The sequence below is a fragment of the Nocardioides faecalis genome (genome assembly GCF_018388425.1).
In the GTDB taxonomy this organism is placed as follows: Bacteria; Actinomycetota; Actinomycetes; order Propionibacteriales; family Nocardioidaceae; genus Nocardioides; species Nocardioides faecalis.
This window is the reverse complement of the sequence record NZ_CP074406.1, coordinates 3,398,168-3,410,765: the sequence shown is the minus strand read 5'-3', so window position 1 is coordinate 3,410,765 and position 12,598 is coordinate 3,398,168. Positions and strand designations below refer to the sequence as shown.

At 74.1% G+C, this 12,598-nt stretch carries 12 protein-coding genes; 9 read left to right on the top strand and 3 right to left on the bottom strand.

Features of this window, described 5'->3' with window-relative positions; genetic code table 11:
• Position 1 precedes the first annotated feature (1 nt).
• The gene (arfB, locus tag KG111_RS16090) at positions 2 to 427 is read left to right on the top strand and encodes an alternative ribosome rescue aminoacyl-tRNA hydrolase ArfB (RefSeq protein WP_205289773.1); all 426 of its coding nucleotides are present in this window, start codon (positions 2 to 4) and stop codon (positions 425 to 427) included.
• 16 nt (positions 428 to 443) lie between these two features.
• Positions 444 to 1,136: an alpha/beta hydrolase family protein gene (locus KG111_RS16085; RefSeq protein ID WP_205289772.1), complete on the top strand. Its 693-nt coding sequence runs from the start codon at positions 444 to 446 to the stop codon at positions 1,134 to 1,136.
• A 6-nt stretch (positions 1,137 to 1,142) separates the two neighbouring features.
• On the opposite strand, the gene KG111_RS16080 is transcribed toward KG111_RS16085, so the two are convergent.
• The gene (locus KG111_RS16080; protein ID WP_205289771.1) at positions 1,143 to 2,207 is read right to left on the bottom strand and encodes a DUF2776 family protein; all 1,065 of its coding nucleotides are present in this window, start codon (positions 2,205 to 2,207) and stop codon (positions 1,143 to 1,145) included.
• Between the two features lie 383 nt (positions 2,208 to 2,590).
• Here KG111_RS16080 and KG111_RS16075 point away from each other — a divergent pair, with 383 nt between their 5' ends.
• On the top strand, positions 2,591 to 2,965 hold the full coding sequence (locus KG111_RS16075; protein ID WP_205289770.1) for a sterol carrier family protein: 375 nt from the start codon (positions 2,591 to 2,593) through the stop codon (positions 2,963 to 2,965).
• Between the two features lie 52 nt (positions 2,966 to 3,017).
• Here the strand turns inward: KG111_RS16075 and KG111_RS16070 are convergent, their stop codons facing one another.
• Entirely contained in the window at positions 3,018 to 3,668 is a 651-nt protein-coding gene (locus KG111_RS16070) for a SecDF P1 head subdomain-containing protein (RefSeq protein ID WP_205289769.1), read from the bottom strand.
• Between the two features lie 89 nt (positions 3,669 to 3,757).
• Between KG111_RS16070 and KG111_RS16065 the strand changes: the two genes are divergently transcribed.
• The 5 genes from KG111_RS16065 to KG111_RS16045 all read left to right on the top strand — a co-directional run bounded on the left by KG111_RS16065 (position 3,758) and on the right by KG111_RS16045 (position 9,635).
• Positions 3,758 to 5,113 (top strand): dipeptidase, encoded by a 1,356-nt coding sequence (locus KG111_RS16065; RefSeq protein ID WP_205289768.1) that lies wholly within the window; start codon positions 3,758 to 3,760, stop codon positions 5,111 to 5,113.
• A 143-nt stretch (positions 5,114 to 5,256) separates the two neighbouring features.
• Positions 5,257 to 6,645: an FAD/NAD(P)-binding protein gene (locus tag KG111_RS16060; RefSeq protein WP_205289767.1), complete on the top strand. Its 1,389-nt coding sequence runs from the start codon at positions 5,257 to 5,259 to the stop codon at positions 6,643 to 6,645.
• Between the two features lie 33 nt (positions 6,646 to 6,678).
• Positions 6,679 to 8,139 carry an amidophosphoribosyltransferase gene (gene purF, locus KG111_RS16055; RefSeq protein ID WP_249666176.1) on the top strand — a complete coding sequence of 487 codons (1,461 nt, stop codon included), beginning with the start codon at positions 6,679 to 6,681 and terminating at the stop codon, positions 8,137 to 8,139.
• An 83-nt stretch (positions 8,140 to 8,222) separates the two neighbouring features.
• Positions 8,223 to 9,287, top strand: coding sequence for a phosphoribosylformylglycinamidine cyclo-ligase (gene purM / locus KG111_RS16050; RefSeq protein WP_205289766.1), 1,065 nt, complete (start codon positions 8,223 to 8,225; stop codon positions 9,285 to 9,287).
• Positions 9,288 to 9,455: 168 nt separating this feature from the next.
• Positions 9,456 to 9,635, top strand: a complete 180-nt coding sequence (locus KG111_RS16045) for a DUF3073 domain-containing protein (protein ID WP_205289765.1) — start codon at positions 9,456 to 9,458, stop codon at positions 9,633 to 9,635.
• 37 nt (positions 9,636 to 9,672) lie between these two features.
• Here KG111_RS16045 and KG111_RS16040 read toward each other — a convergent pair whose 3' ends face one another.
• Complete coding sequence (locus KG111_RS16040; RefSeq protein ID WP_205289764.1) at positions 9,673 to 11,214, bottom strand: hypothetical protein; 1,542 nt, start codon at positions 11,212 to 11,214, stop codon at positions 9,673 to 9,675.
• A gap of 63 nt (positions 11,215 to 11,277) precedes the next feature.
• On the opposite strand from KG111_RS16040, the gene KG111_RS16035 reads away from it, so the two are divergent.
• Complete coding sequence (locus KG111_RS16035) at positions 11,278 to 12,594, top strand: alpha/beta hydrolase domain-containing protein (protein WP_205289763.1); 1,317 nt, start codon at positions 11,278 to 11,280, stop codon at positions 12,592 to 12,594.
• Positions 12,595 to 12,598: the final 4 nt, after the last annotated feature.

The window sequence follows — 12,598 nt, the reverse complement described above, 5'->3', positions numbered from 1 at the left end:
GGTGGCGGGGGACCTCCCGGTCTCGCGGTCGTGGGTGGTGCCCGCGGCCGAGCTGGGCGAGCGGTTCTCCCGCTCCTCGGGGCCCGGTGGCCAGGGGGTGAACACCACCGACAGCCGCGTCGAGCTCAGCCTCGACGTGGCCCGCGCGGCCTCGGTGCCGGAGACGCTGCGCCCGCGCCTGCTCGCCCGGCTCGCGCCGCGGCTGGTCGACGGCGTCCTCACCGTCGTCGCCTCCGAGCACCGCACCCAGCTCGACAACCGGCGTGCCGCCCGCGAGCGGCTGACACTGCTGCTGCGCGAGGCGTCCGCGCCACCGCCCGCCAAGCGGCGCCCCACGCGCCCCACCCGGGGGTCGAAGGAGCGTCGGCTGGGCGCCAAGAAGCGGCGCGGCGAGGTCAAGCGCGGCCGCCAGGGCCGCTTCGACTGACCCGCATCATGGCGCCATGACCACGCACACGCCGTACGGCGACGACCCCAGCCAGTACGCCGAGCTCACTCTGCCCGACGGCGCGCCGCGCGGGGTGGCGGTGCTCGTCCACGGCGGCTTCTGGAAGCCCGAGCACGACATCGAGCACGCCCAGCCGCTGGTGCCGAGCCTGGTCGAGGCCGGGTGGGCGACCTGGGCGATCGAGTACCGCCGCGGCACCGGTGCCGCCGACACCCTCGCCGACGTCCGCGCCGCGATCGCCGCCTGCCCGGTGGAGCACCCCGTCCGTGTCGCCATCGGCCACTCCGCCGGCGGACACCTCGCGGCCTGGGCCGCCACCCAGCAGGTGGGGCTGACCCACGTCGTCTCCCAGGCCGGCGTCCTCGACCTGCGTGCCGCCCACGACGCCGGTCTCGGCGGCGGCGCGGTCGCGCGGTTCCTGGGTCACCCGCCGGGTGAGGCCGACGCCGGTGTCGACCCGATCCGGCAGGTGCCGCTGGCCGTGCCGTTGTGGTGCGTGCACGGGCGCGCCGACGACGTCGTACCGCTGGCGCAGTCGCAGGCGTACGTCGCCGCCGCGACCGCCGCCGGCGGCGCCGCCGAGCTGATCGAGGTCGCCGGCGACCACTTCGACGTCATCGACCCCGCCTCCGAGGCCTGGGCACGGGTGCTCGGACTGATCGAGCAGCTCGGCCGGCCCGCCGGCTGAGCGCACTCACTTCGAGGACGAGGTGCCGCTCTCCAGGATCGAGACGATCGAGTAGAGCGTGAAGCAGATCGCGCCCAGCCCGGTGAGCACGCGGGCGGCGACGAAGACGGCGCTGTCGGTCACCGCGGCCTGGAACGTGAACGCCGCGAGGAACAGGCAGGTCAGCGCCGTGAGCACCGGGATCAGCGGCACCCGGTTGGCCAGCGCGAACGTGCGCCGCCACACCAGGGCGAGCAGGCCGACCTTGCTCAGGATGGAGAAGCAGACCAACCCCAGGCCGATCATCACCAGCCCCGGGGTGCGGTAGTACGGCTCGGAGTCGAGGATGAGCAGCACGATCCCCCAGACCAGGCTCAGCGTCCCCATCACGATCACCAGCCACGGCCACACCACCCGCTCGCGCGGGGTGTAGGCGTCGTTGACCTGGCGCACGATGCTCACCACCAGGGCGATCAGGCTGGTGCAGATCGTGGCGATGCCTGCCAGCACGTGGCCGACGGTGAAGCGCGAGGGCGTGGTCGTCTGGGCGAGGTTGACCACGACGATGGCCCAGGCGGCGGCGGCGAGCAGCACGGGGATGGCGCACAGCACGCCGGTCGCGGCCCCACCGAACGCGCCGGCCGGCGGCGCGTGGTCGCCGGCCGGGCGCGCGGAGTTCGCCGGGATCAGGGAGAACCGGGTCGAGGCGGTCGCTACCGTCGCGACGCAGCCGCTGATCAGGCCCAGCCCGAGCACCACGTGCCCGGCGACGTAGTCGGGGTCGCTGCCCGCGGCGCTGGCGCCGGAGAAAAGGACGACGCCGTACGCCGCCGCCCCGGCGGCGGTCAGGTACCCCAGGATCGGGTAGCCCCAGCGGTCGAGGGTGTTGAAGCGGTGGATCAGCTGGCGGATGATCGTCGCGGCGGTGCAGAACAGGCACACGCAGATCGCGGCCAGGAACGTCACCACCCGGCCGGCGACCTCGTTGCCGGGCTGGTCGGCCGCGGTCCACACGTCGACGCCGAGACCGACGCACACCGCCCCCATCGCCAGCGGGATCGCCCGGAACAGGACGCTCACCCAGTAGTTCATGCCGGACCACATCCCTCGGTGGGTTGCACGCCCGGGCGCCGCCCGGGCGTGTGGTGCCTCTCCAGCGTCCGTTGGCCGTCCGGTGCTGTCAACGCTCCCGCCGCGGTCAGCCTGGTCAGCCTGCCTCGGTGGAACTGCGGTGGAAGCTCTGCGCGGTGTGTCGGAATCCCCGGTCGACCGGGGATTCCTGCGCTGTTCGGGGTTGCCACGCCCAAGAACCGCCAGCAAACCTCCGCCCGCGTGACCCCTGGGGCGTACGACGTATGCCGGGCCCGGCTCAGCCGACGTGGGCGGCCGCCGACGTCGATTCGACTCGCCTCGCCGCAGGAGCGCGGCAGGGGAGCGCTCCCCGGAGATCGGGCGTGGGTGAGAATGGGCCCACCATGCCCGCACGACTCCGCGTCCAGCCACCCGCCGAGGTCGCCGCCGCCCGCGCCCGGATCGCCGAGGCCACCGCCGCCGGTACGACGCCCGAGCGCGCCGACCTCCGGCTGCTGGTCAAGCACTACCTGGCCGTCCTGGAGACCCGGGCGCCCGGCCGCTCCGTCGAGGTCCGGGTGCCGCCGTTCGCGGCGGTGCAGGTGATCGAGGGGGTGCGGCACACCCGCGGCACGCCGCCCGCGGTCATCGAGACCGACGCCGCCACCTGGATCGCGCTCGCCACGGGCGAGCTCGACTGGACCGCCGCGACCGACGCCGGGCGCGTGGTGGCCAGCGGTGAGCGGACCGACCTGACGCCGTACCTGCCGTTGGACTGAGGCCGGCCCAGCCGGTCCAGCCCGCTCAGGCGGCTCAGTCGCCCCGGGCAGCTCAGTCGGACAGTGCCTCGGCCAGCTCGTGTGCCCGGGCGCGGTCGAAGCCGCCGGCCACCTGCAGCCGGCCGTCGGGGATGACGGTGGCGACGGTCGTGGCACTGAGCACCGCCCCGTCCGCCAGGATCGCCAGCAGCTCGTCGGTGCCGACGAGCTCCTCGCTCAGCGCGGCCAGTGTCGTGGCCTGTTCCTCGGCCAGCTCCAGCTGCACCACCCAGCCGGGTACGCCGGGTTCCTGCACCGCCTCCGCGGACCGTACGCCGCCGACGACGTCGGCGGGCGCGAGCCGGTAGACCGCGGCAGCGGCGTCGCAGGCGATCGCCTCCTCCTCGGCCGCGGGCTGGCCCGGGGGCACGTCCGCGCAGTCGGGCGGCAGGGTGGAGGTGGACGACATCGTCGGGCCGGCGGTGCTGGACTCCAGCACCCGGCGCACCTGCACCGCGCCGTCGAGGATCCGGGCGGTGCCGTCACCCACGGCGATCCCGCCGCCACCGCCGCTGCCGTCGCCGCCGCCACCGGTGCTTCCGGCGTCGGAGCAGCCGGACAGGCCACCGGCCAGTGCGGCTGCCAGCGCCACGACGAGCACGGCGGACGCCGTACGACGACCGGGGGAGCGGTCCCGGAGGCGGGTGCGGGACGGGAGGCTCATGGGCGCATTGTGACCCACGACCCGCGAGCGGTCGGGGCTCGGCTGTGACGCCTGCGGCGCCGGTGGGAGCGGGGTCTAGGTTGGCTCCCATGACCGGACCCGTGCCCACCGAAGACCTGCGTACCCGCATCACCGAACTCCTGCCCGGAGTCCGTGCCGACCTCGAGGCGCTGGTCCGCATCCCGTCCGTCTCCGCCGACCCCGCCCGCCGCGACCAGGTCGAGGCCAGCGCCCGCGCCACGGCCGAGCTGTTCGCCGCCGAGGGTGTCGACGTGGAGATCGTCCGCGCCTACGACGGCGCCCCGCCGGCGGTCATCGGCCACCGCGCCGGGCCCGAGGGCGCGCCGACGGTGCTGCTGTACGCCCACCACGACGTGCAGCCCGAGAACGACCACGCCGAGTGGGACAGCCCGCCGTGGGAGCCCACCGAGCGCGACGGCCGGCTCTACGCCCGCGGCGCCGCCGACGACAAGGCCGGCGTCCTGGCCCACGTCGCCGCGCTGCGCGCCTTCGGTGAGGACCTGCCGGTGTCGGTGAAGCTGTTCATCGAGGGTGAGGAGGAGGTCGGCTCCGACACGCTGCCGGAGCTGCTGGCGACGTACCGCGACCGGCTCGCCGCCGACGTCATCGTCATCGCCGACTCCGGCAACTGGGACATCGGCGTACCCGCGCTGACCACCTCGCTGCGCGGCCTGGTGCGTGTCGACGTCGAGGTCCGCACCCTGACCCACGCTGTGCACTCGGGCATGTGGGGCGGCCTGGTGCCGGACGCGCTGATCACCCTGTCCCGGCTGATCGCGACCCTGCACGACGACCGCGGAGACGTCGCGGTCGAGGGCCTGGTCTCCAGCCCGGCCGCCGACGTGGACTACCCCGAGGAGCGGCTGCGGGCCGAGTCCGGCGCGGTGCCCGGCATCGAGTGGATCGGCACCGGCTCGGCCGTCGAGCGGCTGTGGACCAAGCCGGCGCTGAGCATCACCGGCCTGGACGCCCCCAAGGTCGAGGGCGCCTCTAACACCCTGGTGCCCGCGGCCCGCGCCAAGATCTCCCTGCGCGTCGCCCCCGGCGACACCACCGCCAACGCCCTGGCCTGCCTGCAGCGCCACCTCGAGGCCCACGTGCCGTGGGGTGCGGAGCTGACCGTGACGGTCGTCGACACCGGCGAGGCCACCCGGATCGAGGCCTCCGGTCCGGCGTACGACGCCGCCCGCTCCGCGTTCGCCGAGGCCTGGGACGGCACGGCGCCGGTCGACATGGGGGTCGGCGGGTCGATCCCGTTCATCGCCGAGTTCCTCGAGACCTTCCCCGAGGCCTCCGTGCTGGTCACCGGCGTCGAGGACCCCGACACCCGCGCCCACGGCGCCAACGAGGGCCTGCACCTGGCCGAGTTCGAGCGCGTCCTGCTCGCCGAGGCGCTGCTGCTGCGCAACCTCGGCGCCTCCTGACGCGGCCGGTCGCGGGCTTGTAACTACGAGTTATGGCTACTACCCGGGTGCTCTACCACCCTGGTAGTAGCCATAACTCGTAGTTACAAGCGGATCGGCACCCACGATCCCCCGAAAGTCTAGTGATCCACTAGACTCACCCCATGACAGTGATCGAGGAGGCCGCGCCGGTGGCTGAGCGCACCCGGGTCGCAGTGATCGGTGGGGGCGCCAGCGGCGTGCTGACGGCGATCAACCTGCTCGCCCGCTCCGACGACCCCCGCCTCGAGGTGGTCATCCACGAGGCCAGCGGCATCGTCGGTCGCGGCATCGCGTACGGCACGAACGACCAGCGGCACCTGCTCAACGTCCGGGCGCGGCACATGAGCGCGTTCCCGGACTCGCCGTCGGACCTGTTGGACTGGGCGCTGCGCACGGGCCGCAGCAGCGACCCGCAGGGGTTCCTGCCCCGCGCGGACTACGCGATCTACCTGCAGGACCGCCTCGCCGACGTCGCCGACGACCGGCTCCGGGTCCAGGCCGGCGCGGTGCTCGACGTGGTCCCGGTCGCCGAGGGCTTCGAGGTGGTCACCGAGCACACCCGCTCGCACGCCGCGGCCGTGGTGCTGGCCCACGGCAACCAGCCTCCCCGACCGCTCGTGGCCGGCGGCGAACCGCTGCCCGAGGCCGACTGGCACATCGACAACCCGTGGCAGCTGGCCCGGCTGCGTGGCCTGCCGGCGGACGCACAGGTGCTGGTCGTCGGCACCGGGCTGACCGCGGTCGACACCGTGATCACGCTGCTGGAGGACGGACCCGAGCGCAGCGTGACGATGCTCAGCCGCTCCGGGCTGCTGCCCAAGCCGCACCGCGGCCAGCAGCACACCGCCTGGGTGACCAAGGTGCCCGCGGGCCCGCTCACCGCCGACCAGCTCGCCGAGGCCGTCGCCGAGGAGTGCCGCGCCGCCGCCGAGCGGGGCGTGGACTGGCGTGCGGTGATCGACGGCCTGCGCCCGGCCTCCCAGGACGTGTGGAACCGGCTGCCGCACGACGAACGGGTCCGGTTCCTCGCCGTGCACGCCCGCGCGTGGGAGATCCGTCGGCACCGGATGGCCCCCGAGGTCGCGCTGCGCCTGCAGCGCTACCGCTACGAGGGTCGCCTGAACGTGCGCGCCGGCACGCTGGCGGAGGTCGCCGACCACGGCGAGCGGTGCACCGTGCGCACCGCCGACGCCACGTCGTACGACGTCGACGCGGTGGTGAACTGCACCGGGCCCCTCGGCGACGTGCGCCGCAGCACCTCGCCGCTGCTGCAGGCGCTGCTCGCCCGGGGCACCGCCGCCCCGGACCCGCTCGCGCTCGGCCTGGATGCCACCGACGACGGCCGGGTGGTCGGGGCCGACGGCCGCGTGGTGGAGAACCTGTTCCTGGTCGGCCCGCCGCGCAAGGGCCGGCTGTGGGAGACGACCGCGATCCCGGAGATCCGGGCGCAGGCGGCGCAGGTGGCCGCGGCAGTGGCGCAGCGCACGTCTCGCAGCAGCCACGCGAACTGAGACGGGGAGTCCCCGGCCGCTAGTCTGGGAGTCGTGTGCGGAGTCTTCGGCGTGTGGGCCCCAGGTGAGGACGTCGCGAAGCTGACCTACTTCGGTCTCTATGCGCTGCAACACCGCGGCCAGGAGTCGGCCGGTATCTCGGTGAGCAACGGCCGGCAGATCCTCGTCTACAAGGACATGGGCCTCGTCTCCCAGGTCTTCGACGAGAACACCCTGGAGTCGTTCCGCGGCCACCTCGCGGTCGGCCACTGCCGCTACTCCACCACCGGTGCGAGCACCTGGCAGAACGCGCAGCCGACCTTCCGGCCCACCGTCCACGGCTCGATCGCGCTGGGCCACAACGGCAACCTGATCAACACCGCCGAGCTGGCGAAGCTGGTCGCGGACCTGCCCAGCGACGAGGGCGAGCTGGACATCAACGTCCGCGACCTCGAGGCCGCCACCAACGACACCAGCCTGGTCACCGCGCTGCTCGCGCACCACCCCGACGTCTCGCTGGAGGCCCGGGCGCTGGAGCTGCTGCCGAAGGTGCGGGGCGCCTTCTCGTTCGTGTTCATGAACGAGAACACCCTGTACGCCGCCCGCGACCCCGAGGGCATCCGGCCGCTCGTGCTCGGTCGCCTCGAGCGTGGCTGGGTCGTGGCCAGCGAGGACTCCGCGCTGGCCACCATCGGCGCGAGCATGGTCCGCGAGGTGGAGCCCGGCGAGCTGCTCGTCATCGACGAGAACGGGCTGCGCTCGCACAAGTTCGCCGAGCCGCAGCGCAAGGGCTGCGTCTTCGAGTACGTCTACCTCGCCCGCCCCGACGCCACCATCGCCAACCGCAGCGTGCACGAGGCGCGCGTGGAGATGGGCCGGCAGCTGGCCCGGGAGTTCCCGGTCGAGGCGGACCTGGTGATCCCGGTCCCCGAGTCCGGCACCCCCGCCGCGTCCGGCTACGCGCTGGAGTCCGGCATCCCGTTCGGCCAGGGCTTCGTCAAGAACGCCTACGTCGGGCGCACCTTCATCCAGCCCAGCCAGACGCTGCGCCAGCTGGGCATCCGGCTCAAGCTGAACGCGCTGGAGCACATGATCCGCGGCAAGCGGATCGTCGTGGTCGACGACTCGATCGTGCGCGGCAACACCCAGCGCGCCCAGGTCCGGATGCTGCGCGAGGCCGGTGCGGCCGAGGTGCACGTGCGGATCTCCTCCCCGCCGGTGAAGTGGCCCTGCTTCTACGGCATCGACTTCGCCACCCGCGCCGAGCTCATCGCCAACGGCCTGAGCCCGGACGAGATCGCGCACAGCGTCGGCGCCGACAGCCTCGGCTACATCTCCCTGGAGGGGATGATCGAGGCGACCGGGCAGCCGCAGACGGCGCTGTGCACCGCCTGCTTCACCGGCGACTACCCGATCGAGCTGCCCGACGAGAGCCTGCTCGGCAAGCACCTGCTCGAGGCCACCCTCGAGTCGACCACGCACGGCGAGGCGCTCCCCGTGTTCAACAACCCGTGACCGGCCGCCAGCGCCCCTGACGGCCATCCCGTGCCGGCCACCCCGGTGGCCGCGCCTGTCGAGACCCAGCTGACCGGAGAACCATGAGCAACGACAACGCCTACGCCCGCGCCGGTGTCGACATCGAGGCCGCGGACCGCGCCGTCGACCTGATGAAGGAGTGGGTGGAGAAGGCCCGCCGCCCCGAGATGCTCGGTGGCCTCGGCGGCTTCGCCGGCCTCTTCGACGCCTCCGCGCTGCTGGCGTACAAGCGCCCGCTGCTGGCGACCTCCACCGACGGCGTCGGTACCAAGGTCGCGGTGGCGCAGATGATGGACAAGCACGACACCATCGGCTTCGACCTCGTCGGCATGGTTGTCGACGACCTCGTCGTGTGCGGCGCCGAGCCGCTGTTCATGACCGACTACATCGCCACCGGCAAGGTCGTGCCGGAGCGGATCGCCGCGATCGTCAAGGGCATCGCGGAGGCCTGCACCGAGGCCGGCTGCGCCCTGGTCGGCGGCGAGACCGCCGAGCACCCCGGCCTGCTTGCGCCCGACGAGTACGACGTCGCCGGCGCCACCACCGGCGTGGTGGAGGCCGACGACCTGCTCGGCCCCGGCCGGGTCCGCCCCGGCGACGTGGTGGTGGCGATGGCCGCCAGCGGCCTGCACTCCAACGGCTACTCCCTGGCCCGCCACGTGTTCTTCACGCAGGCAGGCTGGACCGTGGACCGGCACGTCGAGGAGTTCGGCCGCACCCTCGGCGAGGAGCTGCTGGTGCCGACCCGGCTCTACACCAAGCCCTGCCTGGCGATCGCCCGCGAGCACGAGGTGCACGCGATGGCCCACGTCACCGGCGGCGGCCTGGCCAACAACCTGGCACGCGTGATGCCGCCGGAGCTCAAGGCCACCCTGGACCGCGGCACCTGGACGCCCGGCGCCGTCTTCGACGTCGTACGACGCCTGGGGGAGGTCTCCCAGCCGGACCTGGAGGCCACGCTGAACTGCGGCGTGGGCATGGTCGCGATCGTGGCGCCCGAGGCCGTGGACGGCGTCGTGACGCGCCTGGCGGACTTCGGTGTGGACGCCTGGGTCGCCGGCGAGGTCGCCGTCGACCCGGAGCAGCAGGGCACCGTCGAGCTGGTGGGTCAGCACCCCGGCTGGTGACCCGGCTGGTGACCCGGCTGGTGACATCGGACTCACCACGGCCCCGGTGTTCGCCCTGGCGTGCGGGAACACCGGGGCGGCATGTACCGTTGACCCCACGAAGACTACGTATTCAGCAGTCCGGAGCCCGGAGGGCTTCCGGCCAAGTGTGCGAGGGGGCTGGACCCTATGGGCCGCGGCCGTGCGAAAGCCAAGCAGACCAAGGTCGCCCGCGACCTGAAGTACCGCACTCACGAGACCGACCTGTCGGCCCTGGCTGCCGAGCTCCATGGTGAGCCCGCGCGCAAGCCGGTGGTCGAAGAGGTCGACGAGAGCGACGAGTGGTCGGACTACCGCCCGCGCGATTGACCACGCGGGCGCGAGGCTCCGTCAAGGCCTCCTGACCTCACCTCGTCGTCACCGTCGTCGTCACCGTCGTCGTCACCTCTGTCGACGCCTGTGCCGGCCCTGAGCCGCTCGCGGCTTCCCGCATGACCACCAGGTCGCCGTGGGTGCCGTAGCCGGCGAGCCGGCCGCCGCTGGGCGTGCCGTCGAACGTCAGCAGTGACCACGGCCGCCCCGCGTGACCCGGATCGGGCGCGACGACGCTCGGCCAGGGGATGTTCGTCGGGTACGGCGCATCCAGCACGCCGACGTCCGCCAGCGCGAGGTCGAGCACCGGCATCCGGGCTCGTCGTCCTCGGGGGTTGTCCCGGCCGTCGCTGGCCAGCACCCGCCACTCGCCGTCGATGCGGGTGATCGTCGTGCCCTCGGTGGCCCGGCGGTCCCCGGCGGCGCCGCGCAGCATGAGGTCGTCGAGCGAGGGACCGCTCGCCAGCACGGGGTGGAAGTCGAAGAACCGGCGGGCGCTGACGTAGCCGACGAGCCACTCGCCCGTCTCGGTGCGCACCAGGTGCGGGTCCCACATGCCGACGCTCGGCCCCGAGCCGGTCAGCGGCGCCGGGTCCGGCAGCGCCAGCTCCTGGGCGGGCAGCACGTGACGTCCTCGGGTGAGGTCCGCGCCGGTACGGGCCAGCGCGACCGCCACCCGCGCCGTGCGCCGCGCCGCCCGGTCGTCGGGGAAGTCCGACCAGGTGCTGGTCGCGACCAGCCACTCGTCGCCGTCGCGGAGCAGGTGCGTGGCGTGGTCGCCGTACACCTGCGGCTGCTGGTTGCGGGTGAAGAACAGGTCGGCACAGTGCACCGGGGGCTGCTCGCCCACCGGCTCCGGCATCCGCCACACCGACGTGTGCGCGGTGCCGAAGAAGCCCGGCCCGGCGCTGGTGGCGGTGAACAGCAGGTCCTCGCCCACCCGGTACGGCGTGCCGTCCGCGTGCGTGACCAGCCGGACGTCGCGCAGCCCCAGCTGGCCGAACCCGCCGGCGGACCAGCCGGCCACCGTGCCGCGGCGGCTGGTCTCCCACCCGCCCCGCAGGCCCGCGAGCCAGCCGGGGTCGCGCACGTCCACCCGGCCGGTCAGGTCGACGCGGGCGCGCACCACCCAGGCGCCGTCCTCGCAGGTCAGGGCAGCCAGCTGGGTGCCGGTGAGGGTCAGTGCGAGGCCGGTCGGCACCTGCCGCACCCGTCCGCGGCGTCGACTGCGGTGCCGCGTGGCGGTGCCGTCGGAGTCCACGGTGAGCGCGACGTCACCGTCCACCAGCCGGACCTCGAACAGGCTGCCGTCGGGTCCGGAGAGCCGCAGGACTGCGGTCGGCCCGCCCGGCTCGCCGACAGCCGGCACGCTGACGGCCGGCACGCCGACAGCCGGCGGGGCGTCGGCGCCGGTCGGCGGCAGCATCACCTCGATCGCGACGCTGGGTGCCGGCTGCGGCAGCGGCGCGGAGGCACCGTCCGGGGCGTCGCCGTCCGCCCACGCCGCCCCGGCCTGCGGCGTGCCGACGATGGTGACGGGCCGGTGGCGGGCGACGATCTCGAACCGGGGCAGCACACAGGTGACTCTGGCGGCTGCCGCGCCGCGACTCAACTCGGCACGGCACGGCATGATCCCCCCATGTCGACGACACCTGTGTCCTTCCTCACCCTGTCCGGCGGCGCCGGGGTGGCGCTCACCGCCGTCCACCCGGGTCCGGATCTCGCGGCCGCCGGGTGGGCGGAGACCGAGCACGCCGCCTCCGGCACGGTGCAGGCACTGCCGGGGGAGGCGGAGGCGCCGTTCGCCACCCGCGTCGTCGTACGGCGCCCGGTGGACGCGTCGTTCAGCGGCACGCTGGTGGTGGAGTGGCTCAACGTCTCCTCCGGCTCCGACGCCGCCCCGGACTGGACCTACCTGGGCGAGGAGCTGGTGCGCCGCGGCCACGCCTGGGCGGGCGTCTCGGCGCAGCACGTCGGGGTGGAGGGTGGCGGCGCCCTGGTCGCCGTCGCGGGCGCCGGGGTCCAGGGGCTCAAGGGCAGCGACCCGGAGCGCTACGGCGACCTGCACCACCCCGGCGACGCCTGGGCGCACGGCATCTTCACCGCGGTCGCCCGAGCGTTGGCCGACGCCCGCCCCGGCGACCCGCTCGAGGGCCTGGAGGTCGACAAGGTGCTGGCGATCGGGGAGTCGCAGTCGGCGTACCTGCTCACCACCTACGTCAACCAGGTGCAGCCGCGGACCCGGGCCTTCGACGGGTTCCTGATCCACAGCCGCGGCGACATCGCCGCGCCGCTGGGCCCGGTGGGTGCCGGCATCGACCTCACCGCCGCCCGCGCGGCAGGCGGGGCGAGCGGGGGAGCGGAGCCGATCACCGACGACCTGGAGGTGCCGGTGCTGGTGGTGCAGGCGGAGGGCGACCTGCTCGGCCGCCTCAACTACCTGCCCGCCCGCCAGCCCGACGGCCCGCTGCTGCGGGTCTGGGAGGTCGCCGGCTCCGCGCACGCCGACCTCGTCCAGATCGGGGAGTTCGAGTCCTTCCTCGGCTGCCCGGATCCGGTCAACCGCGGACAGCAGACGTACGTCGTCCGCGCCGCCCTGCGCCACCTGGAGGCCTGGGCGCGTGGCGGCGCGGCCGCGCCGTCGGCGGAGCCGATCGAGGTCGCTGAGGGCGCCTTCGTGCTCGACGAGGTCGGCAACGCCCGCGGCGGGGTCCGCACGCCGGTCGTCGACGCCCCGGTCGAGGTGCTCTCCGGGGTGGCCTCCCCGGGGGCGTCGGTCATCTGCGAGCTGTTCGGCCGCACGGTGGCGCTGCCGCCCGAGGTCCGCGACCGGCTCTGGCCCACCCACGAGGACTACCTGGCCGCCTACACCGCCGCCACGGACGCCGCCATCGCCGCCGGCTTCGTCCTGCCGGAGGACCGGGACGCCGTCCTCGCCGAGGCCCGCACCTTCTGACCCG